The following is a 24517-nucleotide window of genomic DNA, read 5'->3' as shown; positions in this document are numbered from 1 at the left end:
GTTGTTAGCGTTATCCGGTTCAATTATCACCTTAAGCAATCTCAAGGTCACGGCACGTCAGCGACTAGCTGGGCAAGATATGTCTGGCCAGTCGGCAGCAACGGCACAAGCTGAAACGGGCGATAAGGCAAAGGTGTTAGCTGTGACAGGCTTTTTGCCGTTCGCCAATGCCAAAGAGCTAAGTAGTCTATTTACCTTAGCGGGAGCCAAAGACAATGGCGCCCGCACAATCTACCGAATCGATAACCGCACTGCAAACGCTCTGTCGATTCGGCAAGTGAAGTTCCAGGGCAACATCACCGCGCAAGAAGAGATGACGCTGCGTCAGTGGACCATCTCCTTTGAGCTGGTAGAGCACCTCAGCGTACCAGAGCGCGTTGAATCCAGAGAGCCGGACAAGCAAGCTGCTCAACAGAAAGTGGAAGGGGTTGCCACACCAGTTTCTGGTGAGCCTGTCGAGGGTGTTCCCCCAAATACCGAAGTTGAAATGGGGTTATTCATGAAAGCGGCAACTCATGTGGAGAAAATACTCTCATGAACCATCATTTCACGATTCAAATCTACACTGGGAGCCAAAAGGCTGAGGTAACACACTATCGCGTTTGCTTTGCCTCTGATATGCCTGGTCGGGCACAAATCACTGTAAAAGGCACACCGGATGTGCACACCATTGTGGCCATTGACCTTGGTTGGGGGGATTGCGTTTGTCGTGTATTCACCGGGTACATTGAGCGCGTCACACCAGAAAAACCGGGATATAGCGCCATATTCTGTCGTGAGATGGCCGCTATTCTTTATCGTCCATTTAACGTCGTGATCCGGCAACCGACGTTGATGCAACTGCTTAGTAACCTCACGGAGCAAACCGGCTTACAGTTTGTGGTACCAGAAAAAGCCTACAGCAAGCAGGTAATCCCTTGTTTCTACAGTATTGGTAACGGCTATCGTGTTTTGGATGAAATCGGCCAAGCCTTCAATATCACCGACTACATGTGGCAACAACAAGGTAATGGCCAAGTCTATGTCGGCAGCTGGCAAGACTCTTACTGGGCAGATAAGCCGGTCACTATCCCTAATGAGTTAATGACTAACCATCGAGCAAACAAAACCGTGACTTTGCCTTGCATTCCACAACTGAAACCCGGCGCTATCGTCAATGGTCTTCAACTGACAGAGGTGGAGCATACTGCCACAGAAAGTACCCTTACGTGGATGTAGGAGTGAAAGCAATACGCCATGGATATAAAAACCATCAAGCGCATCATCTATCGACTCTTTCCTGAAATGACAGGCCGTTGGCATCTGCCCCGCTGGGGCAAGGTAGTCCGGTTACCAGAACTTCCGAAAGAGGGCGATCTCTCTGACCGCTTTTTACCGCGCTATGCAGCAGACGTTGTTCTCCTTGATGAACAAGGCGTTGAGTTAGATGTTCCTCCACTGCAAGTGGTTCCGCTTCCGATACCGGGTATTGGCGACCATGCCGGTAGACTCGAGCCGCCAGCCATTGGCGCCATAGTAGAGCTTGGCTTTATCTTCGGCCAGCCAGATAAACCGTTTATTCGCACCGTGCTACCCCTAGGTTGGAAACTACCCACTATCAAAGAGGGTGAAAGCCGCTACCAACAACGGATGGGGGTCTATCACCTTGTTGACGAAAACGGCAATTTCGTCAGTACCACCGACAAAAACGCGACATTGAACTGTATCGACCGTAGCGTCAATGCCACCAACTACACCGCAACAATTGAAGAGATGCGTAAAGTCATCGTCAAGCAGAGTGAAGAGATCAAAATACTCAAAGATAAGGTTGAGAATATTGAGGGCCAAGCCAACCTGACGGTGGGAAAAGACCTCATCATCAAAGCCAAGAACATCACAGAGGATGCCAATACTATTAAGATGAATGGTGGTAAGGGTGTTTGCACAGGCGATACCATTTGCCCGTTCACTGGCAGTCCACATGTAGATGTATCATCCACCGTATTTGCAGGGAAGTGACATGGCACTATCTAAGGACTCACTCAAAGAGAAAATCGAAATAGAGTTAGAAGCGCAAGGCTTCGTGCTTGAAGGAGAGTTTGCGATGGCAAGTCGACTTGCAGAAGCGATCGCAAACGCAGTTGTGGATGAGATGACCCAGAATGCCAAAGTGCCGGTGACAAGTGGTAGCTCTGCGGGAACTTACTCTGTGACCTAGCGACATTACTTACTATAACGCTCAACAGCGCCCAAATCGGGCGCTTTTTTTGTTGCTCTCTCAGAACGGGCTTAATCGAATGACTCGATGACGTAATCCGCACTCCTCCCCCCCTCCGGCGCGCTTTGCGATCTAGTTTTTATTTCAGTTCTGATTATCGAAATTAGCGCAGCTATCAGCTCCATAGTAAAACGAAAGAAGCACCATGTAACTTGGGGTGAGAGTTGATGTTAAATGTGCTTAGAATGGCTTACAGGGCCAGATAGGGAATTTCAAAAATTGAGAAACTTTGCAATGAATTGAAATTGCACACTATACAAAAGGATTAGCATAAAGACTCAAGTTACTGAAATTAAAGGACATGTATAGATTTGGTCAGTTACTTTAGGACTATTCAAGGATCAAAAAGGATCTCATAATCCACAGTAGCACCAGTACTGGCAAGGCCTAAAGCGAAAAGCATGAATTGCAATAAACTGAATACTTAATAGTGAAACACTAAAGACTGGATGAGTGAACGATAATGAGTGGCGAAAACACTAATTTCGTGACCAGCAAGAAAACCATGGTACACCCATAGTACGCCTGAATTTAGTTAAGATATTGAAAATTAGTGGATATTGATCCAATCGAGCATTGGGGCAACGGATAAGCGAGAAGATGGAAGCATGGTTAAAATCTCTCAAATTTTAAAGGCCTTAGCCATACAATCCATGACGGCAAAGCAAGTTACATTAAGTACAACTACCGCTTTTACCCCTAAACCTCCTCTTAAGGGGAGGGTCTTTAGGGACAACAAGGAAGCAAGGTTATAGTCAGAGGCGGGATTATACATACTGCTCTCCAATGCTTCAATTAAGCACTAGTAGATTAACCATCAACACCCTTTCACCATTCGATACAAGAGAGGAATCCCTCATGGTGACAGTCGTATTTGAATAGGTCATAGAGAAAAAGCCACTCTAAACAGCCCAAAAGCTCGGAGCGTAACAACCGTTAAAGGTATAGATAAAAACCCCTTTGTTAGTTTGATACTGAAAATATTAGACTTTAATTCAAATAACACTTCACTAAATTCGAGCTATTTCCTTCCTCGTATTTGCTCGTTGTGATGCAAGTCCAAAATATCTTCGTGTCTGCAGTGTAGTTTGACCCAACGAGAGACTGATCACTGTAAATTACTTCTAGGCTTGTATTCTGAGAACACATTGGACAACCAATTATAAAAAAATCAACCAATACAATTTTTTGTTATCCATAAGAAACATTGATGAGAAACCACATATAAACCACTAAATTACCAAGAAAAATATATTGATGGAGAACTTCTATGCAAAGAACCAAACATGACAATCACGTAATGAATTCAATCATTTCAATTGGAGCTAGCCACTGCTGCCAAGGAGTAAAAGAGAGCCCAGCCAATAGCAGCAAAGAGTTCAACCACCAGCAGGCTAATCCTAATAAACAAATTCTGGATGAGCCAACCCAAGAGCTCAACGATCAGACAAAGTAAAATTTTTGACCTTTGCAGAGAGGATACTTACCCCCTAGAAAATAATCAGCGGCATGTTGCTTTCGTAACGTTTGCTAAAACTATCATTTTTAACAGGGGGTTATGCTCATGATTATGTGTCTTGTATTCTATGGATTCTTTTCTAGGTTGCATGGCGTTATATTGAATCACTTTACTCATCGAATTTAAGTATTGCCGTCGATGTCGCTAGCTCACAATTTGACTTTTAAGCCTATTTAGCCCTTTAGAATCAGGAGCTGAGTAATATAATTCTTGCTAAATTCGACCTATCATTGAGGTAGTATCTTCAATAGGAGGGCAGAATCATGAAATATAAGCACATCTTAGTCGCACTCGAACTGGCAGAAGAGAGTCACACCCTAATCGATAAAGCAGTGATGATGGCGAAAATGCTTGATGCCGAGGTATCCTTTATCCATATCGACGGGACACATGGTGAAATTTATCATGAGTTAGTCGATATGAAACAAGATAGTAGTCAACGTCCCTTGACCATTAATGCCATGGATCAGCTCAATGAGTTTGAGTCCTACATGGACTACCCACTCAAGAGCTTTTTAGTCGGCACAGGAGACTTGGGCGATAAGATCCATGAAACTGTGGTAGAGCATCAGGTTGATCTGCTAATTTGTGGTCACCACCAAGACTTCTGGAGCAAGATCATTTCCTACTCCCGCCACCTGATCCACAAATCACCTGTGGATATACTCGTGGTACCAATGCCGAATTCTCGCTAGAAAATACCATTCAAAATATCAATATGTTACTCGCGTTCAACCTCGATGGTTAAACGCGAGTATTTATTCGTATGCTCTATACCCAAGTGACCTCAAGATGCAGACTTCAGAGCATCTTGAGGTCACTTGGGTATAGCATTATTTTTGATCTATTCACTCAGATCACGATGAGTTAGTGTTATACTCACAAGTTCGATTTTAAAGGTGGTAATAGCATTGAAAGCAACGGTTAATCAGATTGAACAACTGTGTATCGCACGCGGTGTGCGACTCACTCCACAGCGACGCCGAGTGTATGAGTTGATCTGTCAAAGCCCCAAGGCATCCAGTGCCTATGAGTTACTCGACGCGCTGCGAGAAACCGAGTCCAGCGCGAAGCCACCTACCGTCTATCGAGCCTTAGACTTTCTGATGGAGCAGGGGTTCATTCACCGTGTTGAATCCACAAACAGCTATGTCTCATGCAGTCATGGTCACGATAAGAAACATTTTTCTCATCTACTTATTTGTGACCAATGTGGCAGTGTTGTTGAGTTGCAAGACTCAAATCTAATCGCATTGCTACAGAGCAATGCTCAGCAACATGGTTTCGAAATTCAGAATCATGTCATTGAATCACACGGCACCTGCTCATCGTGTAAAAAACAACAATGAAGAAGTAAATAACCATGCGCGCTGAATTTGTAAATCCATTTCTCGCTTCACTGATCAACGTCCTAAAGACAATGGCATCATTGGAGCTAAAACCACTCAAACCTCGCATCAAAAAAGATGAAGTGGCCCGTGGCGATGTCTCTGGTCTTATTGGTATGGTCGGCGACCAGACTCGTGGCTCTATGTCGATCACTTTCGATGAGCAATTGGCTCTAGAAATCATGGACAAAATGCTTGGTGAGAAACCGAGCAGTATCGATGAGGAAGTCACCGACATGGTCGGGGAGATCACCAACATGGTCACTGGCGGAGCAAAACGTATCTTAGCGGATAATGGCTTTGAGTTTGAAATGGCGACGCCAGTTGTCGTTTCTGGCAAGGGGCATACCCTTCGTCATAAGTGTGAGGGAGCCATCATTATCATGCCTTTCACCTCTGAGTGGGGAAATGCGTTTATCGAGATCTGCTTCGAATAACCGCAGCTAGTAGGAACAATAAAGCCAGCGAGAACACCTCGCTGGCTTTTTCATAGTCATAATCAATGTATCTCGACGGTCGCCTCATAGTCTTGATGCCCCTCAGACTTAGGCACCGCCACCAGCAGTACACCATCTTCAAATTCAGCATAGATGTCTTGCCACTCTAGATGCTCACCTAAAGTAAAGCTGCGTTTCATCACGCCCTCAAAGCGCTCCTTATGGATCACCTTGTCTTCACTCTCGTACTGGTGATGGTTTGAGGTTTGTGCCTCAATCGTCAACACCCCATGAGCACAGGTTACATTGATGTCTTGTTTATTCACTCCTGGTAAATCTGCAATTACCTCGAATGCCGTTGCCTTTTCCACCACATCTACTCGCGGTGAGAAGTTCTCTCCCTCCGAGTGAGCACGAAATTTTGGCAAGTGATCAAACACTCGATGAATCTCAGACCAAGAGTCTCTGGGTATCAAGCTCATGATATTCTCCTATCTAGCTTTAACCGCTGCCCTTTAATTTTAGTCTGATTGGAAAGATTTGGGTCTTAGTTTGAAATAACTTATCGCAGGGTTCTGTTACTTATGGGAAAAGAGGCGAGGAATTTGGCGCGTGTGCTGAGTGAATCGGTCTTTGGAACGGAGTCTGCGCGCTTTCTATTTTGAAAAAAAAGCTGACCTGTTGGGCCAGCTTTTTAGGTTAGGTAAATTCAATTAAGCTTTGAAGGCTTTGAATGCGTTGATTAGGCCGTTGGTTGAGCTGTCGTGGCTTGTGATGGCGCTGTCGTCAGCTAGCTCAGGTAGGATTTGGTTTGCTAGCTGCTTACCAAGCTCTACACCCCATTGGTCGAAGCTGAAGATGTTCCAAATGACACCTTGAACAAAGATCTTATGCTCGTACATTGCGATCAATTGGCCAAGTGTGCGTGGGTCAACTTGCTTAACCAGAATAGAGTTGGTTGGGCGGTTACCTTCGAAGACCTTAAATGGTACTAGCTCAGCCACTTCTTGCTCAGTTTTACCCGCCGCAAGGAACTCAGCTTTCACTGCCTCTTCAGACTTACCGAATGCCAGTGCTTCTGTCTGCGCAAAGAAGTTAGACATCAGCTTCTGGTGGTGGTCACCAGTTGGGTTTGCACTGATCGCTGGAGCAATAAAGTCAGATGGGATCAATTTCGTGCCTTGGTGGATAAGCTGGTAGAACGCGTGCTGACCATTAGTACCCGGCTCGCCCCAAATGATTGGACCCGTTTGGTACGTCACGGCCTCACCACTGCGATCAACGAACTTACCGTTTGACTCCATGTTGCCTTGTTGGAAGTAGGCAGCAAAGCGGTGCATGTACTGATCGTATGGCAAGATAGCTTCAGACTCAGCTCCGTGGAAGTTGTTGTACCAGATACCGATCAGCGCAAGGATAACCGGGATATTGCCCTCAAGCTCCGTTGATTTAAAGTGGTTATCCATCTCATGAGCACCAGTTAGAAGCTCAACAAAGTTATCAAAACCCACGCCTAGCGCAATAGACAGACCGATAGCTGACCATAGTGAGTAGCGGCCGCCAACCCAGTCCCAGAACTCAAACATATTGTCCGTATCAATACCAAACTCAGAAACGGCTGGTGCATTAGTCGATAGTGCGGCAAAGTGTTTTGCTACATGCGCTTCATCACCCGCGCTCGCTAGGAACCAATCACGTGCAGTGTGAGCATTAGTCATAGTTTCTTGAGTGGTAAAGGTCTTAGACGCAACTAGGAAAAGAGTGGTCTCAGGATTTACTTTCTTCAGTGTCTCTGTAACGTGGGTACCGTCAACATTCGACACAAAGTGCATGTTTAGGTGCGTCTTATAAGGAGCTAGCGCCTCAGTCACCATGTACGGACCTAGGTCCGAACCACCGATACCGATGTTAACCACATCCGTAATCGCCTTACCAGTGTAGCCTTTCCACTCACCACCAATCACACGCTCAGAGAATGCTTTCATTTTCTCCAGAACTGCGTTCACCGCTGGCATCACGTCTTCACCCTTGACAAGGATTGGCGTGTTACTGCGGTTACGTAGAGCAACGTGAAGTACTGAGCGACCTTCCGTTTGGTTAATCGCATCACCACTGAACATGGCGTCAATAGCCGAGGCTAGATCAGTGTCTTTCGCCAAAGCAAATAGATGCTTAAGTGTTTCTTCGTCGATCAGGTTCTTTGAGTAATCGACAAGAAAGTCTGAGCCAAAACGTGCAGAGTACTTGTCAAAACGCGCAGGGTCCTGTGCAAACAACTGCTTCAGGTCCATATCCTGAGCGGTTTCAAAGTGAGCTGTCAGAGCATTCCATGCCTGCGTCTGTGTTGGATTGATATTTTTTAACATGTCATCTGTCCCGATGTTACAGTAGGTTCTATTCTACCTAGCGTGGAGCGTGAACGCCCATTTTCCTCAGTAGAATCCCCGATTTAGTAAATATAAAAAATAGAGTGCCTTGAAGGCAAATTGTAATAAATTTTCAGTCACGACATTATGAAGCAGTAAAAGCGCACGGTTGGTGAGTTACATCACGAACCCGACAAATTTTGAGCAAAAAAAACTGATCTAGTGCAAATAAAATCAAGGTAAAAATCTATGTGGTCACAATTAACCATTCAACTTCCCCCCTACCCGCGTGGCTTTCATCTGATCACTGATGAAATTGAACAACATTTAACCCAACTAAGTACGATTAACGTTGGAATGCTACATGTTTTTATCCAGCACTCATCGGCGAGCTTAACCTTGAACGAGAATGCCGATCCCACCGTGCGCGCTGACATGGAACAGCACTTTAATCGCTATGTACCTGAGCGCGCACCCTATTACCGTCATACTTATGAAGGGGATGATGATATGCCGGCGCACATCAAGGCATCATTGCTAGGTTCAAGCGTGACGATCCCAATCACGCGCGGTAGATTGGCGCTTGGAACCTGGCAGGGAATCTATCTTGGAGAGCATCGCGACCATGCTGGAGGGCGAACCTTGATTGCGACACTACAAGGTGAATAGAGTGGAAACAGGATAACTAGAAGGGCTGGTTTATCATCACCCTGAATGCACGGTCGTCCTCTGATTGAGCGATCTCAGTACGAACGACGATGCCCTCAACCTGAAAGCGGATCGCTCCGCCTAGACTCCACTTCATATCGGTGTGTAACTCTTTGAGGTTGTAACTGTCGGCGACGCGCCCAGCCTCGGCAAACACCACCCATTGCCACCACGGCAAATCATAGTAGTTGATCACGGGGATCTCTCCTAGAGGCTGCCAATCAGGGATGACTCGATATTCAGCCGCATAATGGACAGCTGAGCGGCCATGGAAACGACTGCCACTGTAGCTGCGCAGTCGATAAAGCCCGCCAAGGCGCACCTGCTCATGCTCCGCCGGCCGACCACAACGCGACTCGCGCTGACCAGCAGAGCAATCTTGCCACGTTGGTGTATCAGCGGTATAGACATTAAGGGCGATAACTTGCTGATCAAACCACTCCCCTAACTCACCTAAAGAAACGTAGTGACTGGTTTCTGCCTCAAGCTTGACCCACTTGTCGTCATTCGACCAGTTGTCCGCACCAACCGTGGTTGTAAATGATGAGTGGGAGCCACGAGTGGGTCGGCTATTTGAATCACGGTTATCCCAGTCAGCAACAAGCTCTACGCCTGATGCTTCGCTTCTGACCCCATCGCTTTCAAGCGTGCGAGAACTATAAAATGGCTTGACATAAATAGAAGATATTCCGCTTTCAAGTGGAGAGGCGCGGTGCACTTCGCGCTGTGGGATAAATGCTCCTTTAAGTCCCTGCTGTGCGATCTCCCCCCAAGGAAGGAAGAAACGAAACTCGAGCTTGTAGCGATTTTCAGCTCCGTCAGTAAAGGTAAAGTCGTCCAGAGATGAGTCATTATTTCCCTGATCACCAACATAGTACTTGGTCTGATTCAATTGTCCCTGATAAAGCTGTACTGAGGAAGTAACGGAGTCAGATAAGGCATAGTTAAAGGCAGAAAGAAAGCCAACATAGCTGTCTTTATCGGTATACAACCCCATGCCAAATAGAGCGGTTTGTGGCTGCCCAACCCCTTTTGCGACGCCCGCAACACCGAAGGATTTACCCAACGATTCGGTTTGAAAAAAGAAAGGTACGAAGGCGAGATCTTTTTGCTTAGCCAGCGCGTGGCTGCTGGAAAATACGCATAAGAGGCTAGCAAGTCCTATCCATTTCATCAGGCTATTCGCTGTATTCCATGTCGACGCGAGAGGTCAGCTTAGTGACCAACTCATAGGCAATCGTCTCAATGTGCTCAGCGACCTCTTCAACCGGAAGAGCCCCTCCCCACAAAATAGCCTCATCACCGACCTTGTCACTGGCCTCTGGGCCTAAATCCACCGTGAGCATATCCATAGAGACGCGACCAGCCATCGGTACGCGGCGACCGTTAACCAACACAGGAGTGCCATTAGGAGCCGTTCTTGGGTAGCCATCACCATAACCAATCGCGATCACGCCAACTTTGGTATCACGCATACTGGTCCAAGTACCACCATAACCGACCGACTCACCCGCTTTCACCTCACGAACTGCAATCAGATGTGACTTAAGCGTCATCACAGGCTTATACCCCATAGACTGGGCAGTTTTATCGCCAAATGGTGAGACACCATACATGATGATCCCCGGGCGCACCCAATCAAAATAACTGTCAGGCCAAGCTAATAGCCCCGCCGATGCGGCCAGAGAGCGCTCTCCCAAGCAGCCTTGGGTAAGCGAAGAAAACAGCTCAATTTGCTCAGAGGTGACCGTTTTTTGCGGTTCATCCGCACTGGCAAAGTGGCTCATATAACGCAATGGCTTAGCGACATTCGGGCAATCATGCAAACGACGAACAAAGTCATCATATTGCTCAGGTCTTACTCCAAGGCGATGCATACCACTGTCCACTTTGAGCCACACGATGACCGGCGAGTCGAGTTGCGCCTGCTCAAGAGCCTCAAGCTGCTCCTCGCAATGCACTACGGTTTGAATATGGCTGGTGACTAGCAACGGCAAGTCCATGGCTGAATAAAAGCCTTCAAGTAGCAATATCGGCTTAACCACACCACAAGCACGTAGCTCAAGCGCCTCTTGAATCCGAGCCACGCCAAACGCATCCGCGCCTTGTGCATGCTGGGCGATATGGCGCAGTCCATGACCATAACCATTGGCCTTAACTACCGCTAAGATCTTACTCTGTGGTGCTTGAAGCCTGATTTGACTGAGGTTATGCCTCAGCGCGGCCAAATCAATATGTGCGGTGGCCGCCTTCATATAGCTTAAAGGACTAGTTACCGAGCTACTCATCGTCAAAAGCAGGTCCTGCATAGTTATCGAAGCGTGAGAACTGCCCTTGGAAGGTCAAGCGCACTGAGCCGATAGGACCGTTACGCTGCTTACCAATGATGATCTCTGCGATCCCTTTCAGTGAGCTCTCTGGGTTGTAGACTTCATCACGATAGATAAACATGATCAAATCGGCATCTTGCTCAATCGAGCCCGATTCACGTAAGTCGGAGTTCACTGGGCGTTTGTCTGCACGTTGCTCTAGCGAGCGGTTAAGCTGAGAGAGCGCTACAACGGGCACATTAAGCTCTTTTGCCAGCGCTTTAAGCGAGCGCGAGATCTCAGCAATTTCTAGGGTACGGTTATCCGACAGTGCTGGCACGCGCATCAGCTGCAGGTAGTCGACCATGATCATCGACAAACCACCATGCTCACGTGCAATACGACGAGCGCGCGAGCGCACTTCTGTCGGTGTCAGACCAGAGCTATCGTCGATAAACATGTTCTTCTTCTCCATAAGAATACCCATGGTCGAAGAGATACGCGCCCAATCTTCATCATCAAGTTGGCCAGTACGAATCTTAGTTTGATCAACACGCGACAAGGACGCGAGCATACGCATCATAATCTGCTCTGCTGGCATCTCAAGCGAGAAGATCAACACTGGCTTTTCCTGCTCCATCGCGGCGTTTTCACACAGGTTCATCGCAAAGGTGGTTTTACCCATTGATGGGCGCGCCGCCACAATCACCAAATCCGAGCCTTGCAGGCCGGCAGTCTTCTTATTAAGGTCGCTAAAGCCTGTGTTAACCCCTGTCACACCATCTTGTGGTGTCTTATACAGGATCTCGATACGCTCTAAGGTTTTTTCCAAGATCGAGTCTACGTTCTGTGGACCTTCGTTCTCGTTGGTGCGATCTTCTGCAATCGCAAAGACCTTACTCTCGGCAAGATCAAGAAGATCCTCTGAGCTGCGCCCTTGCGGATCGTAACCAGCATCGGCAATCTCATTCGCGACACCAATCAGATTACGCACCAATGCACGCTCTGCAACAATATCGGCATAAGCATTAATATTGGCGGCACTCGGGGTATTCTTGGCAAGATCGGCTAGGTAAGCAAAGCCACCGACATCCTCTAACTGCTCACGCTGCTCAAGAAACTCAGACAGCGTAATCAAATCAAGAGGTTTACCCGACTCAAGCAGGTCACTCACTGACTCAAAAATCAATCGGTGTGGGCGACTGTAAAAGTCTTTGGTAACAACACGCTCTGCCACGGTATCCCAACGCTCGTTATCCAGCAACAAGCCACCGATGACCGATTGCTCAGCCTCGATAGAGTGTGGAGGTACTTTAATCGCATCCACTTGGGCGTCTTTGTTCTTTTTCGAATTTGGCAAGGTTCGAAAGTCCGCTTGTCGATCAGCCATGTTATTACTCTGCTTGGTTCTCTTGGTGCATCATTATAACGGTAATCGAGCAATTGTAATTAGCATTGAGGATGTTTCTCGCTAACTTGTGTAGAATTGACCGTTCAATGACTAACCAAAAATTGGGTTCATCTAAAATTCATGTTTTCACTATGAGAGGTATGATCGGTGCGTAAATCGCTGCTTGTCGGTGCCAGCTTGTTGATTGGCTCGAATGCACTCGCTGAGGACATTCAGGAGCCAGAGACAATTACTGTCCCCTCGCCGTGGAAAAATGAAATCGAGTTTGGCTATCAAGCCCACTCCGGCAACTCCGATACCAAATCACTCAACTCTCGCATTGATGTCGAGTACATCTCTGGGCGTCACCGTACCTACGGTGAATGGAAGTATTACCTGCTTTACAAAGACGGGGAAGAAGACAAGCGCCAAGCGACTTACGCCGTCCAAAGTGACTATAAGTTAGGTCCCCGCACCTACCTGTATAATAGCTTTCGTGGCGTCGACTCTAAATACAGTGCGTATTTTAAAGACTACACCCTATCGGGTGGTTTGGGTTTTCAATTCTTCAACACCGATGAGCTCCTATTGGAGACGGAAGTCGGTCCTGGTTATCGATACCAAGAGCCTAATCTAGATGAGCTTAAAGATGATGATATTATTTTTCCGACTATCGTGCAGGAAGTTATCTTTCGTGGAAACATTAATGGTGAATGGCGACCGCTAGAAAATGTGACGGTTGCCGCCACGATGACGGTCGTCGCTGGTGACAGTAATACCCGCATTGACTCTGACCTAAGCTTTGCCAATAACATTACCGAGGATGTCGCTCTCAAGGTAAGCCACAACCGCGAATATCACGACAAAGTTCCTGAGGGACTAAGCCACTCAGATAGCGTCATTACGGTGAGTATTCTGGTTTCATTCTGAGAATATTAGGTGCGAGGTTCGGGTTACGGGCTTCGCCCTCCGAGGTGCGAGTGGTTCTCGACTCTCGAAACGCAGTGATCTCGCTTCTCGCCTCTTTTCCACAAGGAAAAAAAACACCAGCCCGAGGGCTGGTGTTTTACAATCAACACTAAAAGTGTTTACCGAAACTGAATTACTCAGCTGGTACAACTTGTAGGTTAACTGTAGCAAATACTTCAGAGTGAAGTTGGATGCTGATTTCGAACTCACCAGTGTTGCGTAGAGCACCTTCTGGAAGACGAACTTCGCTCTTAGCTACTTCAACGCCAGCCGCAGTGATTGCGTCAGCGATGTCACGAGTACCGATAGAACCGAACAGCTTACCTTCGTCACCAGCTTTAGAAGCGATAACAACTGCTTCTAGAGCGTTAACTTTCTCAGCACGAGCCTGTGCAGCAGTTAGTTGCTCAGCAACTTTAGCTTCTAGTTCAGCGCGACGAGCTTCGAACATTTCAACGTTAGACTTAGTTGCCATAACTGCTTTACCTTGTGGGATAAGGAAGTTACGAGCGTAGCCAGATTTAACGTTTACAGTATCGCCAAGACCACCTAGGTTACCGATTTTATCAAGTAGAATAACTTGCATTGTTTAATCCTCTTTTAATAAACCGACCGATTACTGATGCTTATCAGTGTACGGTAGTAGTGCTAGGTAGCGTGAACGCTTGATAGCGCGAGCTAGTTGACGCTGGTACTTAGCGCTTGTGCCAGTGATACGGCTAGGTACGATTTTACCAGCTTCAGTGATGTAGTTTTTAAGAGTTGCTACGTCTTTGTAATCAATCTCTTGTACGCCTTCTGCAGTGAAACGGCAGAATTTACGACGACGGAAGAAACGAGCCATGGGCTATCTCCTGATCTTAAATTTGAGTGATGTTGTCGGCATGAAGCACTAATTTACCAACGCCATTTCGGCCGGTTTGATAAGCGACAAAGCCGCCCACCTTAATGCTACTGCCTGATACTAAGTTCTGAGTTAATGCTTGTGACCTAGGTCCGCTTACTACCACTGGCATGCGACAAAACACTTGCCTGGGAAGATCCGCTTCGATAACGGTTGAGCGATGCTCAAGCCAGAATCGACAGTGTTCAATGCCACTGGGACTTTTAGACCGAATAGGAGGTTTGACAATCGTGCCACTGAGCTCCATTCGATTGGTCATCAAAGAAATTACTCAGCAGCTGCTTCTGGCTTAGACTCAGAACGCTCTTCGCGACGAGGAGCACGCTCAGCACGCTCTTCTTTTTGCTTAAGCATGATAGACTGCTCAGTTACCGCTTTCTTAGTACGCATGATCATGTTACGTAGAACTGCATCGTTGAAACGGAAAGCAGTTTCTAGCTCATCGATTACAGCTTGGTCAGCTTCAACGTTCATTAGAACGTAGTGAGCTTTGTGAAGCTTGTTGATTGGGTAAGCCAGTTGACGACGACCCCAGTCTTCTAGACGGTGGATAGTACCGCCAGCTTCAGTGATAGTACCAGTGTAACGCTCGATCATGCCAGCAACTTGCTCGCTTTGATCAGGGTGCACCATGAATACGATTTCGTAATGACGCATAGGTTGCTCCTTACGGATTAGTAGCTTCCAAAATGGCCCGGTCATCCAGAGGAAGCAAGGAACGAATAAATTGACCGAGAAATAAGAGTCGCGAATAGTACAGAATGCAAGCAGAGATAGCAAGATAAATCTTGCGAGAGGCGAGAGGCGAGAGGCGAGAGGCGAGAGGCGAGAGGCGAGAGGCGAGAGGCGAGAGGCGAGAGGCGAGAGGCGAGAGGCGAGAGGCGAGAGGCGAGAGGCGAGAAAATTTCCCAACCCTGACCACCGCTGTCAAGTGTTCTACTATCTCGAGCGCAGCGTACTCGCAGTGGAACGATCTCGATTCTCGAAACGTAGTGATCTAAAAAAGGGAAGCCTAAGCTTCCCTTTTTTCAAGATGCGGTCTTCAATCAAATTGAAGAGCTGCAAGACTCAACTAAAAATTAGTCGAAGATCTTAGCAACAACACCAGCACCTACAGTACGGCCACCTTCACGGATCGCGAAGCGTAGACCTTCGTCCATAGCGATTGGAGCGATTAGTTCAACAGTCATTTGAACGTTGTCGCCTGGCATTACCATTTCAACGCCTTCTGGAAGCTGGATGTCACCTGTTACGTCAGTTGTACGGAAGTAGAACTGTGGACGGTAGCCTTTGAAGAAAGGAGTGTGACGGCCGCCTTCGTCTTTAGAAAGTACGTATACTTCAGACTCGAACTTAGTGTGTGGGTTGATTGAGCCAGGAGCTGCAAGAACTTGACCACGCTCAACTTCGTCACGCTTAGTACCACGTAGAAGTGCACCAACGTTCTCACCAGCACGACCTTCGTCAAGAAGCTTACGGAACATCTCAACACCAGTACAAGTAGTCGTTGTAGTTTCTTTGATACCTACGATTTCTACTTCGTCACCTACAGTTAGGATACCGCGCTCGATACGACCAGTTACAACTGTACCACGACCTTGGATCGAGAATACGTCTTCGATTGGTAGTAGGAACGGCTGATCTACTGCACGCTCTGGCTCTGGGATGTAAGAATCTAGAGCTTCTGCTAGCTCAACGATCTTGTCTTCCCACTGCTTCTCACCATTTAGTGCACCAAGAGCTGAACCTTGGATTACTGGTAGGTCGTCACCTGGGAATTCGTACTCAGATAGAAGTTCACGAACTTCCATTTCTACTAGTTCTAGTAGCTCTTCATCGTCAACCATGTCACATTTGTTCATGAATACGATGATGTATGGGATACCAACCTGACGGCCTAGTAGGATGTGCTCACGAGTCTGAGGCATTGGGCCGTCAGTTGCAGCAACAACTAGGATACCACCGTCCATCTGTGCAGCACCTGTGATCATGTTCTTAACATAATCCGCGTGTCCTGGACAGTCTACGTGTGCGTAGTGACGAGTTGGAGTGTCGTACTCAACGTGAGAAGTTGCGATTGTGATACCGCGCTCACGCTCTTCTGGAGCGTTATCGATAGATGCGAAGTCTTTCGCTTCACCGCCGTACACTTTAGCTAGAGTAGTACAGATTGCAGCAGTTAGAGTTGTTTTACCGTGGTCAACGTGGCCGATTGTACCAACGTTAACGTGCGGTTTCGTACGTTCAAATTTTTCTTTAGACACGATCGTGTTCCTTCCTAGTTATGATTCGTCGCGGACTGAATTGACCGGGACGCGCCAGAATTTGCTATTTTATGCGCCAACGTGCGTCAGCGCAATATTTGGACGCTTCGATCTTTAAAAAAAGCACAGACTTTTTTATAGATCAAGCGACCAGATTAGTAACCTCGTTCTGCAACGATTTTATCTGCGAAGTTTTTCGGTACTTCAGCGTACTCATTAAACTCCATAGAGTAAGACGCACGGCCTTGAGTTGCAGAGCGCAGGTCGGTTGCGTAACCAAACATTTCAGATAGTGGTACTTGTGCACGGATGATCTTAAGACCAGCCACACCCTCGTCCATACCTTCGATGATGCCGCGACGACGGTTGATATCACCAACCACGTCACCCATCCAGTCTTCTGGAGTGGTTACTTCAACATTCATCATTGGCTCAAGAAGCACTGGGTTCGCTTCTAGTGCACCCTTCTTGAATGCCATCGAGCCAGCAATTCTAAATGCCACCTCGTTTGAGTCCACGTCGTGGAAAGAACCGTCAAACAGAGTCGCTTTAATGTCAAGCACTGGGTAACCAGCCACAACACCGCTGTTCATCTGCTCTTCGATACCTTTCGATACCGAGCTGATGTATTCCTTCGGAATCACACCGCCAACGATCTCGTCGACGAAGACAAAACCTTCACCCAACTCTGCAGGCTCCAGTTTGATCCATACGTGACCATACTGACCGCGACCACCAGATTGACGTACAAACTTACCTTCCACTTCCGCGCTGCCGCGGATAGTTTCTCGGTACGCCACCTGAGGCTTACCAACGTTACAGTCAACGCTAAATTCACGCTTCATGCGATCAACGATGATGTCTAGGTGAAGCTCACCCATACCTGAGATCAGAGTCTGGCCTGTCTCGTCATCGGTTTCAACACGGAACGACGGGTCTTCAGCTGCTAGTTTACCCAGCGCGATACCCATTTTTTCTTGGTCGGCTTTTGAGCGAGGCTCTACCGCGATCTGGATTACGGGTTCAGGGAACTCCATACGCTCCAGAATGACCTTATGGCCAGCATCACACAGCGTGTCACCGGTGGTGACTTCTTTCAAACCGATGGCAGCTGCAATGTCACCCGCGCGAACTTCTTTCACTTCTTCACGCTTGTTTGAGTGCATTTGTACAATACGGCCGAAACGCTCTTTTTTCTGTTTCACAGAGTTGTAAACAGCATCGCCAGAATTTACTACGCCCGAGTAAACACGCATAAAGGTTAGCGTGCCCACAAATGGGTCAGTCGCAATCTTAAACGCTAGAGCTGAGAACGGTTCGTTGTCGTCAGCATGACGCTCAACTTCTTTTTCAGACTCATCAACGCCTTTGATTGCTGGAACATCGACTGGTGATGGCAGGTATTCGATTACCGCATCAAGAACGGCTTGCACGCCTTTGTTCTTAAATGCACTACCACAGGTTGCCAGTACGATTTCGTTGTTCAATGTACGAGTACGCAGACCTTGCTTGATCTCAGCCTCAGACAGTTCACCCTCTTCTAGGTACTTATCCATCAGCTCTTCGTTGGCTTCCGCCGCCGCTTCAACAAGGTTAGTGCGGTACTCTTCCGCCATCTCAATCATGTCAGCTGGGATGTCTTCGTAAGTGAAGGTCATACCCATGTCATCTTCAGACCAGTTGATCGCCTTCATCTTAATCAGGTCAACTACGCCCTTGAACTCTTCTTCCGCACCAATGTTCAATTGGATTGGCACAGGGTTCGCGCCAAGGCGGTTCTTGATTTGCTCAACAACGCGTAGGAAATCTGCACCCGCGCGGTCCATCTTGTTAACAAATACCATGCGTGGAACGTGGTACTTGTCTGCTTGACGCCAAACGGTTTCAGATTGTGGCTCTACACCAGATGAACCACAGAATACAACCACGGCACCATCAAGTACGCGCAGCGAGCGCTCTACTTCAATCGTAAAGTCAACGTGTCCAGGAGTATCGATGATGTTGATGCGGTGATCTGGGAATTGCGCTTCCATACCACGCCAGAAGGTCGTAGTAGCAGCCGAAGTGATGGTAATACCACGCTCCTGCTCTTGCTCCATCCAGTCCATCGTCGCAGCACCATCGTGTACTTCGCCAATTTTGTGTGAGAGACCTGTGTAGAACAGAATACGTTCACTAGTGGTAGTTTTACCGGCGTCTACGTGAGCGACAATACCGATGTTACGGTAGCGCTCGATGGGTGTTTTACGAGCCACGATAGAATCCTCTTCATGTGGTACATAGGGACTATTGCTATGTCGAGAGGCAACAAAAATGTAAAATTTCCATATTTAATAGAAATTTCTGGGCCTCAGATATAGCAATAGTTCCTAGCTTGCGCATAGGAACTATTGGGGTGCTGCGAGCAAGCTCGCAGCACGACAAAGTCATTACCAGCGGTAATGAGCGAACGCTTTGTTCGCGTCTGCCATCTTATGAACGTCTTCACGTTTCTTAACAGCAGTACCTTTGTTTTCTGACGCGTCTAGCAATTCAGCAGCTAGGCGTGCAGCCATAGATTTTTCACCACGCTTACGCGCAGCTTCAACCAACCAACGCATAGCAAGTGCGTTACGGCGAACCGGACGTACTTCTACAGGTACTTGGTAAGTTGAACCACCTACACGGCGAGATTTAACCTCTACCGCTGGGCGAACATTTTCAAGAGCTTCTTCAAAAATAGCTAGATGGTCTTTACCAGACTTCTCAGCCATAGTGTCTAGTGCAGTGTAAATGATTTTCTCTGCAGTAGATTTTTTACCGTCAACCATAAGGATGTTAACGAATTTTGCCAGCAGTTCAGATTTGAACTTTGGATCTGGAAGGATCTTACGCTGACCGATGACGCGACGACGTGGCATGGATATTCTCCGTTGTCTTCTTCAGGTTATCCAAAACTTTACAGTTTCTTCAAAAATTAAAAATAATTTAGTGTTTGGCCTTACTTAACGGGGAACCATTAAGACTTAGGACGCTTCACACCGTACTTAGAACGACCTTGTTTACGGTCATTAACGCCTGCACAGTCAAGTGCACCACGAACAGTGTGGTAGCGAACACCCGGAAGGTCTTTAACACGACCACCGCGGATTAGAACAACTGAGTGCTCTTGAAGGTTGTGACCTTCACCGCCGATGTATGATGTTACTTCGAAACCGTTTGTTAGACGTACACGACATACTTTACGTAGTGCCGAGTTAGGTTTTTTAGGTGTAGTTGTGTAAACACGAGTACATACACCACGTTTTTGTGGACACGCTTCTAGCGCTGGCACGTTGCTTTTAGCAACTTGCTTCACGCGAGGCTTACGTACCAACTGGTTAATAGTTGCCATTAACTAGCTCCTGATTTACTGAAAGTAAGCTTTGTGAAAAATCTTGCCCTAATCACAAGTGGTAATTAGGGACGCAAAATTCTATTCAGAGGGGAGAGGTGTGTCAAGAAATATACAGATCTTTTTTGCTTATAAAGCAATCTAAATGCAAATCTGGGTGTGAAATACGCTAGGTCGAGAGCGAAACACACCTAGTTAAGAGTAGAGCGATCCTGATTGTGTGCGGGATCCACCTAGCTGAGAGTGATTGACTGCAGATGCTCTGCTGTTAACTGAACAAACCCAGCAAAATCGACCTCAGAAATCGAAGGACTGACTCGGCTTTCAATGCCACGTGCCTGCAGGTCTTCTTTGAGCACAAATGTCGTCAGCCCTTTCAAACCGACAAATGCGCGATGCTGCGCGATACTGGCATAGACCGCACCTTCCACCAGTAATATCGCGTCGTGCTCACCACTGAGCACCGACAGATGCTCAATCGCGGTCACGGACTTAACAATAAATAGCATCTTTGCTCTCTTAAAACGTCAAAACGGATTTGCACTGAGCCAGCTGAGCTTGAAAGTCATCGCGTTCAAGCAGCTCGACATCAATGATCAGGTCAGCATTGGCACAGCCACGCTCAGCAAGAGACTGCTTACACACATAAACCTGCTCGATATCGTAGAGATCGAACAGCTTCATCATAGGTGCATAATCTTTGCTCAAGATAACCTCTGGCTGTTGGCCACGCAGCAGTTGCAACACGCCATCGCCACAGAACATGACCTTGATTGAATCACAATAGGCCGAAGCGGCCAGCAGGGCATCGATACCCTCTCGCCCGCGGCTCTGCCCATGTGGGGCACTAAAAAAAAGGTAACCTAGGCTTGTCAAAACTGCACCACTCTATCTTGGGTCAACATGGCTTCTGCAAGACTACCAAGACCGGCTTGCGTAAAGTGCTCAGCCAAATTGTGCTGCTCGAGCCCATGTTGGCGAGCCTCGCCCTCACTGATGATGCCACGACGTAGCGCCGCAGCAACGCAGGTTTCCAGGCGAACGCTGTGCTGCTCGGCAAGTTGTTGCCAACCACCAACCAGGTCAAACTCGTCGTTTGCTGGCAGGGTCAACGCCGACCCATTACTGACGCCATCCTGATAGAAAAACACACTCACCAGTTGATGCCCTTGCTCAATTAAGCTTCGGGCAAAAAGCAACGCATTACGCGCCGATTGGCTGCCGTACGCTGCGCCATTAACAACTAGGGTGTAACTTAGTGGTGTCAAATCTCGTCATCCTCAGTCTTACGCTGACGAATATAAAGATAGACGGTATGTTTGGAAATATTCAATCGATCGGCAACACGGTTAATCGCATCTTTGATGTCGAAGATCCCTTTGTCATACAGCTCCATTACGATCTGACGATTCTTGGTGTTGTTCGAGACCGATTTATCAGCATTTATCTCTTCGATGGTGCGTTCAACCGTCTGATCCACCAGCTCTTCAACATCGCTGGCAAAGTTAACCGACGAGGCCGCTTGCTTAGCTTCTTCATTTGGCATGAACGACTGCAGCACCTGTGAGAATGGCGCATCCAGGTTGACGTTGATACACAACAGGCCAATAACGCGGTTATCACCGTTACGAATGGCAACGGTAATTGACTTCATCAGCACCCCACCCTTGGCGCGAGTGAAGTAAGAGCGTGAGAAGTTTCGCTCAGAGCCCTCAATATCTTTAAGCATCTTCAATGCAAGGTCGGTGATCGGCGAGCCCACTTGACGCCCGGTATTCTCACCATTGGCGATCTTTATCGCCGAGGTGTTAAGATCTTCTAGCGAGTGCAACACGATCTCACAAAAAGGACCGATTAGGCTCGCAATCCCATCGACCACAGCCTCGTACGATTTCAAGATGATCTTATCGTGCTCGCTAAATGGCATCGCATTAACCGACTCCATCTCAAGCAAAGCATCGACATTAATCGCTTCTGTTGATGTCACTCTCTTTCCCCCGATTCACACTGCCCAAAAAGCTTCATCCATACATCTGCCATCGCGACAGGAAAATGGATTCTGCTGGGCACAAATTCAACAAATTAATGTAAGTTTATCAGAAAATTTTAATCAAACACCTATCTATTGGCGCAATCTCTCGGTCATTTCGCGAATATTCGAACTCCGCCACGTAAAAAGCCCAGCACGAGGCTGGGCTTTGATAGAGGTGAAGATAAGTCAGCTTATTCTTCTACATCAACAATTTGTACTAGCTCTACTTCAAATACTAGCGTTGAGTTTGCCGGGATAGTCGGTGTGTCTTGATCGCCGTATGCAAGCTCAGGTGGGATAACAAATTTGAACTTAGAACCGACAGGCATTAGCTGAACGCCCTCAGTCCAACCTTGAATCACGCGATTCAATGGGAAAGTCGCAGTCTCGCCGCGATCGTATGAACTATCAAATTGAGTACCATCGATCAGAGTACCTTTGTAGTGTACTTCAACCGTTGCGCTTTCTGCTGGCTTGTCGCCTTCCGCCGCTTCGATAACTTGGTAAAGTAGACCTGATTCAGTCTTTACTACACCGTCTTGCTGCTCAAATTCAGCGCGGAAGTCATCGCCTGCTTGTTGAGTTTCAGCCGCTTGCTCTGCAGCTTGAGCTTGTAGTGACTCAGACACGCGCTGGTCTAGAGACTCTAACGCTTGACGCGTTTCTTCCTCAGAAAGCTGAGATTCAGCAGTGAATACGTCTTCGATACCTTTTAGTACCAATTCCTTTTTGAGCTCGATTCCTAGCTCTGCTGGCTTATCGATGGTGCTGGTTAGGTAAGTAGCAAAAGATGCACCAATTGCGTAAGCCGCTTTATCATCCTCTGATTCAAAGTTCGCTGCTGCGACTGTTTGAACTTGCTCGGTTTGTGCTTCAGCCGCAACAGGGGCTTTCGACTCTTCTTCTTTCTGACAACCAACCGCAAGCAAAACTGTTGCTGCAAGTAGTGAAACTTTAAACGTAGATTTCATTAAATTCTCCAATTGATTCGGATTCAATCTGGTAGTGATTTGTTAAATATAACAGCCATTACGTTTGGCGTGTACAACAGAGATGCACCACTATAGACTCGTAATTAGCAATTATCCCTATAAATTAAGTCAATAATTTGTCAGTTACACGATTTCTAGCTAAAAACATCTCATGGATCAGCTTATTAGCCCTCAACGGCTGCCTTTTTGGTCCAGCGCAAACCACCTCTTGGGAGCTCGAACCACAAGGGGCATCAAGTTTTGCACTCAGCCGTGACGCGCACTTTGCCCTGACATACTCTCCAGATAATCAACTAGTTATCTGGGACCTAAAACAAAATAGCAAATTAGCCGACCTAGGTCACCTAGACGCAAGCTCCAGCCGTGTCTCACGAATGCGAATCTCAGATAGTGGTCGCTTTGCCGTGACGGCGGGGCAAACCAACTTCGCCGTATGGGATCTCGGTTGGGCCCAATCTCAAGGCTTGTGGTCCATCTCCGATGGGCTGATTCGTGATGCTGATATCGCTAATCATGGTCAACAGGTTCTTCTGGGCCTAACCAATGGCAAGGCAATCCACGTGGACTTAGTCACCGGCAGGCGCATAGAGTTCCTTGCCCATAATGAAAAAGTGAACTCGGTCGCAATTGCGGCCAATGGCCGTTATGCACTCACTGGGGGGAATGACTACCATGCCTACCTATGGGATACCGAAACTGGTCATATCCTACGTACCTTTACCCATCAAAACCGAGTCAATCGAGTCGCGCTGCAGCGAGATGGACGTCTTGCTTTTACCTCTGATGGGGGCAATATGGCCGTGATTTGGGATTTGACAACGGGTGAGCAAGTGAGTGAACTAAAGAGCCTATCAAGGCAGTTGATCTTCTCGAGCGCTCGCTTTTCAGATGATGGTCACTGGCTGGTGACTGGAACACCCTCAGGTAGGATCACCGTTTGGGATACGCAAAGTGGCAAAAAAGTACAACAGATGCAGGCCCAAGCACAAAAAGATACCCGACCTGCGCGCGCGGTAGTGTATGATGCGGCCTTTACTGATCACCAGCAGATAGTCGCTGCAACATCGGCGGGTATTGCACAAGCATGGGAGTTTCGACCTTAGTCATGACCGATACAGACAACAACGCATCCCTCACCACTCAAGCGTTAGACCAACGAGTCAATGATCTTGAGTGTCAGTTGGCATTCCAAGAACAGACGATTGAAGAGCTCAATCACGCCCTGAGCCAACAACAACTTCTGATCACCAAGATGCAAGATCAGATGAAGTATGTAGTGGGTAAGGTGAAGAACCTAGACAGCTCAAACCTCGCTGACCCATCAGAAGAGACCCCACCACCGCACTACTGATGGTTAGCTGAAGTAGGTACTTAGCTAAAGCCATTACCTAGCTAAAAAAAGACACCATCACCAAACCGCTAACGACCAAGCAGCCACCCAATCTTCGCAGTTGGCTGTCTGGTTGTGCAACGATCTCACGCAGCATCGCTCGCCAACCATTTGGTACCAGTAATGGCCCTAAGCCCTCAATGATAAGCACTAACCCCAGTGCCAACCAAATTGCATTAGACACACTGTTCCCCTTATTTCTAACTTGATACTAAAACA

The 24517-nt window shown here is 47.5% G+C and carries 31 protein-coding genes; 12 read left to right on the top strand and 19 right to left on the bottom strand.

Going from position 1 to position 24517, the window contains the following annotated elements; genetic code table 11:
* Nucleotide 1 precedes the first annotated feature (1 nt).
* The 8 genes from ACZ5R2_RS03965 to ACZ5R2_RS03930 all read left to right on the top strand — a co-directional run bounded on the left by ACZ5R2_RS03965 (nucleotide 2) and on the right by ACZ5R2_RS03930 (nucleotide 5601).
* Nucleotides 2-538: a baseplate complex protein gene (locus ACZ5R2_RS03965; protein WP_464901119.1), complete on the top strand. Its 537-nt coding sequence runs from the start codon at nucleotides 2-4 to the stop codon at nucleotides 536-538.
* Nucleotides 535-1218 (top strand): hypothetical protein, encoded by a 684-nt coding sequence (locus ACZ5R2_RS03960; RefSeq protein WP_464901118.1) that lies wholly within the window; start codon nucleotides 535-537, stop codon nucleotides 1216-1218. Before ACZ5R2_RS03965 ends, ACZ5R2_RS03960 begins: the two co-directional genes overlap by 4 nt.
* 18 nt (nucleotides 1219-1236) lie before the next feature.
* Nucleotides 1237-1998 carry a hypothetical protein gene (locus ACZ5R2_RS03955; RefSeq protein WP_464901117.1) on the top strand — a complete coding sequence of 254 codons (762 nt, stop codon included), beginning with the start codon at nucleotides 1237-1239 and terminating at the stop codon, nucleotides 1996-1998.
* A 1-nt stretch (nucleotide 1999) separates the two neighbouring features.
* Entirely contained in the window at nucleotides 2000-2197 is a 198-nt protein-coding gene (locus tag ACZ5R2_RS03950; RefSeq protein ID WP_464901116.1) for a hypothetical protein, read from the top strand.
* A gap of 1330 nt (nucleotides 2198-3527) precedes the next feature.
* The gene (locus tag ACZ5R2_RS03945) at nucleotides 3528-3713 is read left to right on the top strand and encodes a hypothetical protein (RefSeq protein ID WP_464901115.1); all 186 of its coding nucleotides are present in this window, start codon (nucleotides 3528-3530) and stop codon (nucleotides 3711-3713) included.
* Between the two features lie 326 nt (nucleotides 3714-4039).
* On the top strand, nucleotides 4040-4471 hold the full coding sequence (locus tag ACZ5R2_RS03940; RefSeq protein ID WP_464901114.1) for a universal stress protein: 432 nt from the start codon (nucleotides 4040-4042) through the stop codon (nucleotides 4469-4471).
* Between the two features lie 216 nt (nucleotides 4472-4687).
* Nucleotides 4688-5125 carry a zinc uptake transcriptional repressor Zur gene (gene zur, locus ACZ5R2_RS03935; protein WP_464901113.1) on the top strand — a complete coding sequence of 146 codons (438 nt, stop codon included), beginning with the start codon at nucleotides 4688-4690 and terminating at the stop codon, nucleotides 5123-5125.
* 14 nt (nucleotides 5126-5139) lie between these two features.
* Nucleotides 5140-5601, top strand: coding sequence for a chemotaxis protein CheX (locus tag ACZ5R2_RS03930; protein ID WP_464901112.1), 462 nt, complete (start codon nucleotides 5140-5142; stop codon nucleotides 5599-5601).
* A 62-nt stretch (nucleotides 5602-5663) separates the two neighbouring features.
* Here ACZ5R2_RS03930 and ACZ5R2_RS03925 read toward each other — a convergent pair whose 3' ends face one another.
* Both ACZ5R2_RS03925 and pgi read right to left on the bottom strand, forming a co-directional pair.
* Complete coding sequence (locus ACZ5R2_RS03925; protein ID WP_464901111.1) at nucleotides 5664-6083, bottom strand: Hsp20 family protein; 420 nt, start codon at nucleotides 6081-6083, stop codon at nucleotides 5664-5666.
* A 231-nt stretch (nucleotides 6084-6314) separates the two neighbouring features.
* Nucleotides 6315-7967 carry a glucose-6-phosphate isomerase gene (pgi, locus tag ACZ5R2_RS03920; RefSeq protein ID WP_464901110.1) on the bottom strand — a complete coding sequence of 551 codons (1653 nt, stop codon included), beginning with the start codon at nucleotides 7965-7967 and terminating at the stop codon, nucleotides 6315-6317.
* Between the two features lie 249 nt (nucleotides 7968-8216).
* On the opposite strand from pgi, the gene ACZ5R2_RS03915 reads away from it, so the two are divergent.
* Entirely contained in the window at nucleotides 8217-8636 is a 420-nt protein-coding gene (locus ACZ5R2_RS03915) for a secondary thiamine-phosphate synthase enzyme YjbQ (RefSeq protein WP_464901109.1), read from the top strand.
* 16 nt (nucleotides 8637-8652) lie between these two features.
* On the opposite strand, the gene ACZ5R2_RS03910 is transcribed toward ACZ5R2_RS03915, so the two are convergent.
* Genes ACZ5R2_RS03910 through ACZ5R2_RS03900 form a run of 3 tightly spaced genes read right to left on the bottom strand, consistent with a single transcriptional unit; the run spans nucleotide 8653 to nucleotide 12374 of the window.
* Complete coding sequence (locus ACZ5R2_RS03910) at nucleotides 8653-9849, bottom strand: BamA/TamA family outer membrane protein (protein WP_464901108.1); 1197 nt, start codon at nucleotides 9847-9849, stop codon at nucleotides 8653-8655.
* A 4-nt stretch (nucleotides 9850-9853) separates the two neighbouring features.
* Nucleotides 9854-10984, bottom strand: a complete 1131-nt coding sequence (alr, locus tag ACZ5R2_RS03905; RefSeq protein WP_464901107.1) for an alanine racemase — start codon at nucleotides 10982-10984, stop codon at nucleotides 9854-9856.
* Complete coding sequence (locus ACZ5R2_RS03900) at nucleotides 10956-12374, bottom strand: replicative DNA helicase (RefSeq protein WP_464901106.1); 1419 nt, start codon at nucleotides 12372-12374, stop codon at nucleotides 10956-10958. The genes alr and ACZ5R2_RS03900 overlap by 29 nt, the downstream gene beginning before the upstream one ends.
* Nucleotides 12375-12542: 168 nt before the next feature.
* On the opposite strand from ACZ5R2_RS03900, the gene ACZ5R2_RS03895 reads away from it, so the two are divergent.
* Entirely contained in the window at nucleotides 12543-13304 is a 762-nt protein-coding gene (locus tag ACZ5R2_RS03895) for a DUF481 domain-containing protein (RefSeq protein ID WP_464901105.1), read from the top strand.
* A 172-nt stretch (nucleotides 13305-13476) separates the two neighbouring features.
* On the opposite strand, the gene rplI is transcribed toward ACZ5R2_RS03895, so the two are convergent.
* The 13 genes from rplI to fkpA all read right to left on the bottom strand — a co-directional run bounded on the left by rplI (nucleotide 13477) and on the right by fkpA (nucleotide 22887).
* The gene (gene rplI / locus ACZ5R2_RS03890) at nucleotides 13477-13929 is read right to left on the bottom strand and encodes a 50S ribosomal protein L9 (protein WP_438461352.1); all 453 of its coding nucleotides are present in this window, start codon (nucleotides 13927-13929) and stop codon (nucleotides 13477-13479) included.
* Between the two features lie 30 nt (nucleotides 13930-13959).
* The gene (rpsR, locus tag ACZ5R2_RS03885; protein WP_000090472.1) at nucleotides 13960-14187 is read right to left on the bottom strand and encodes a 30S ribosomal protein S18; all 228 of its coding nucleotides are present in this window, start codon (nucleotides 14185-14187) and stop codon (nucleotides 13960-13962) included.
* Nucleotides 14188-14203: 16 nt separating this feature from the next.
* Nucleotides 14204-14506, bottom strand: a complete 303-nt coding sequence (gene priB / locus ACZ5R2_RS03880; RefSeq protein ID WP_438461353.1) for a primosomal replication protein N — start codon at nucleotides 14504-14506, stop codon at nucleotides 14204-14206.
* An 8-nt stretch (nucleotides 14507-14514) separates the two neighbouring features.
* Nucleotides 14515-14904: a 30S ribosomal protein S6 gene (gene rpsF / locus ACZ5R2_RS03875; RefSeq protein WP_464901104.1), complete on the bottom strand. Its 390-nt coding sequence runs from the start codon at nucleotides 14902-14904 to the stop codon at nucleotides 14515-14517.
* Between the two features lie 422 nt (nucleotides 14905-15326).
* Nucleotides 15327-16511, bottom strand: coding sequence for an elongation factor Tu (gene tuf / locus ACZ5R2_RS03870; RefSeq protein WP_464901103.1), 1185 nt, complete (start codon nucleotides 16509-16511; stop codon nucleotides 15327-15329).
* Between the two features lie 155 nt (nucleotides 16512-16666).
* On the bottom strand, nucleotides 16667-18766 hold the full coding sequence (gene fusA / locus ACZ5R2_RS03865) for an elongation factor G (protein ID WP_464901102.1): 2100 nt from the start codon (nucleotides 18764-18766) through the stop codon (nucleotides 16667-16669).
* Between the two features lie 174 nt (nucleotides 18767-18940).
* Nucleotides 18941-19411, bottom strand: a complete 471-nt coding sequence (gene rpsG, locus ACZ5R2_RS03860; protein WP_438461356.1) for a 30S ribosomal protein S7 — start codon at nucleotides 19409-19411, stop codon at nucleotides 18941-18943.
* A gap of 98 nt (nucleotides 19412-19509) precedes the next feature.
* On the bottom strand, nucleotides 19510-19884 hold the full coding sequence (rpsL, locus tag ACZ5R2_RS03855; RefSeq protein WP_038181303.1) for a 30S ribosomal protein S12: 375 nt from the start codon (nucleotides 19882-19884) through the stop codon (nucleotides 19510-19512).
* 233 nt (nucleotides 19885-20117) lie between these two features.
* Nucleotides 20118-20393: a sulfurtransferase complex subunit TusB gene (tusB, locus tag ACZ5R2_RS03850; protein WP_464901101.1), complete on the bottom strand. Its 276-nt coding sequence runs from the start codon at nucleotides 20391-20393 to the stop codon at nucleotides 20118-20120.
* Nucleotides 20394-20403: 10 nt separating this feature from the next.
* Nucleotides 20404-20760, bottom strand: coding sequence for a sulfurtransferase complex subunit TusC (tusC, locus tag ACZ5R2_RS03845; protein WP_464901100.1), 357 nt, complete (start codon nucleotides 20758-20760; stop codon nucleotides 20404-20406).
* The gene (gene tusD, locus ACZ5R2_RS03840) at nucleotides 20757-21152 is read right to left on the bottom strand and encodes a sulfurtransferase complex subunit TusD (RefSeq protein WP_464901099.1); all 396 of its coding nucleotides are present in this window, start codon (nucleotides 21150-21152) and stop codon (nucleotides 20757-20759) included. Before tusD ends, tusC begins: the two co-directional genes overlap by 4 nt.
* Nucleotides 21149-21871, bottom strand: coding sequence for a helix-turn-helix transcriptional regulator (locus ACZ5R2_RS03835; RefSeq protein ID WP_438461361.1), 723 nt, complete (start codon nucleotides 21869-21871; stop codon nucleotides 21149-21151). The genes tusD and ACZ5R2_RS03835 overlap by 4 nt, the downstream gene beginning before the upstream one ends.
* A gap of 236 nt (nucleotides 21872-22107) precedes the next feature.
* The gene (gene fkpA / locus ACZ5R2_RS03830) at nucleotides 22108-22887 is read right to left on the bottom strand and encodes an FKBP-type peptidyl-prolyl cis-trans isomerase (RefSeq protein WP_464901098.1); all 780 of its coding nucleotides are present in this window, start codon (nucleotides 22885-22887) and stop codon (nucleotides 22108-22110) included.
* A gap of 137 nt (nucleotides 22888-23024) precedes the next feature.
* Here fkpA and ACZ5R2_RS03825 point away from each other — a divergent pair, with 137 nt between their 5' ends.
* Together ACZ5R2_RS03825 and ACZ5R2_RS03820 are read left to right on the top strand one after the other, a co-directional pair.
* Nucleotides 23025-24011, top strand: coding sequence for a WD40 repeat domain-containing protein (locus tag ACZ5R2_RS03825; RefSeq protein WP_464901097.1), 987 nt, complete (start codon nucleotides 23025-23027; stop codon nucleotides 24009-24011).
* 2 nt (nucleotides 24012-24013) lie between these two features.
* A complete protein-coding gene (locus ACZ5R2_RS03820) occupies nucleotides 24014-24259 on the top strand; it encodes a SlyX family protein (RefSeq protein WP_464901096.1) in 246 nt (81 codons plus the stop codon).
* Between the two features lie 37 nt (nucleotides 24260-24296).
* Here ACZ5R2_RS03820 and ACZ5R2_RS03815 read toward each other — a convergent pair whose 3' ends face one another.
* On the bottom strand, nucleotides 24297-24482 hold the full coding sequence (locus ACZ5R2_RS03815; protein WP_464901095.1) for a DUF2065 domain-containing protein: 186 nt from the start codon (nucleotides 24480-24482) through the stop codon (nucleotides 24297-24299).
* Nucleotides 24483-24517 lie beyond the last annotated feature (35 nt).

This window comes from Vibrio sabulosilitoris, assembly GCF_055391395.1.
This window is presented reverse-complemented; position numbering and strand designations above follow the sequence as displayed.

Coding starts and splice junctions, on each gene's coding strand:
- ACZ5R2_RS03960 (WP_464901118.1), top strand. CDS start 535: ATGAACCATCATTTCACGATTCAAATCTACACTGGGAGCCAAAAGGCT.
- ACZ5R2_RS03955 (WP_464901117.1), top strand. CDS start 1,237: ATGGATATAAAAACCATCAAGCGCATCATCTATCGACTCTTTCCTGAA.
- ACZ5R2_RS03950 (WP_464901116.1), top strand. CDS start 2,000: ATGGCACTATCTAAGGACTCACTCAAAGAGAAAATCGAAATAGAGTTA.
- ACZ5R2_RS03945 (WP_464901115.1), top strand. CDS start 3,528: ATGCAAAGAACCAAACATGACAATCACGTAATGAATTCAATCATTTCA.
- ACZ5R2_RS03940 (WP_464901114.1), top strand. CDS start 4,040: ATGAAATATAAGCACATCTTAGTCGCACTCGAACTGGCAGAAGAGAGT.
- ACZ5R2_RS03930 (WP_464901112.1), top strand. CDS start 5,140: ATGCGCGCTGAATTTGTAAATCCATTTCTCGCTTCACTGATCAACGTC.
- ACZ5R2_RS03925 (WP_464901111.1), bottom strand. CDS start 6,083: ATGAGCTTGATACCCAGAGACTCTTGGTCTGAGATTCATCGAGTGTTT.
- pgi (WP_464901110.1), bottom strand. CDS start 7,967: ATGTTAAAAAATATCAATCCAACACAGACGCAGGCATGGAATGCTCTG.
- ACZ5R2_RS03915 (WP_464901109.1), top strand. CDS start 8,217: ATGTGGTCACAATTAACCATTCAACTTCCCCCCTACCCGCGTGGCTTT.
- ACZ5R2_RS03910 (WP_464901108.1), bottom strand. CDS start 9,849: ATGAAATGGATAGGACTTGCTAGCCTCTTATGCGTATTTTCCAGCAGC.
- alr (WP_464901107.1), bottom strand. CDS start 10,984: ATGCAGGACCTGCTTTTGACGATGAGTAGCTCGGTAACTAGTCCTTTA.
- ACZ5R2_RS03900 (WP_464901106.1), bottom strand. CDS start 12,374: ATGGCTGATCGACAAGCGGACTTTCGAACCTTGCCAAATTCGAAAAAG.
- rplI (WP_438461352.1), bottom strand. CDS start 13,929: ATGCAAGTTATTCTACTTGATAAAATCGGTAACCTAGGTGGTCTTGGC.
- rpsR (WP_000090472.1), bottom strand. CDS start 14,187: ATGGCTCGTTTCTTCCGTCGTCGTAAATTCTGCCGTTTCACTGCAGAA.
- priB (WP_438461353.1), bottom strand. CDS start 14,506: ATGACCAATCGAATGGAGCTCAGTGGCACGATTGTCAAACCTCCTATT.
- rpsF (WP_464901104.1), bottom strand. CDS start 14,904: ATGCGTCATTACGAAATCGTATTCATGGTGCACCCTGATCAAAGCGAG.
- rpsG (WP_438461356.1), bottom strand. CDS start 19,411: ATGCCACGTCGTCGCGTCATCGGTCAGCGTAAGATCCTTCCAGATCCA.
- rpsL (WP_038181303.1), bottom strand. CDS start 19,884: ATGGCAACTATTAACCAGTTGGTACGTAAGCCTCGCGTGAAGCAAGTT.
- tusB (WP_464901101.1), bottom strand. CDS start 20,393: ATGCTATTTATTGTTAAGTCCGTGACCGCGATTGAGCATCTGTCGGTG.
- fkpA (WP_464901098.1), bottom strand. CDS start 22,887: ATGAAATCTACGTTTAAAGTTTCACTACTTGCAGCAACAGTTTTGCTT.
- ACZ5R2_RS03820 (WP_464901096.1), top strand. CDS start 24,014: ATGACCGATACAGACAACAACGCATCCCTCACCACTCAAGCGTTAGAC.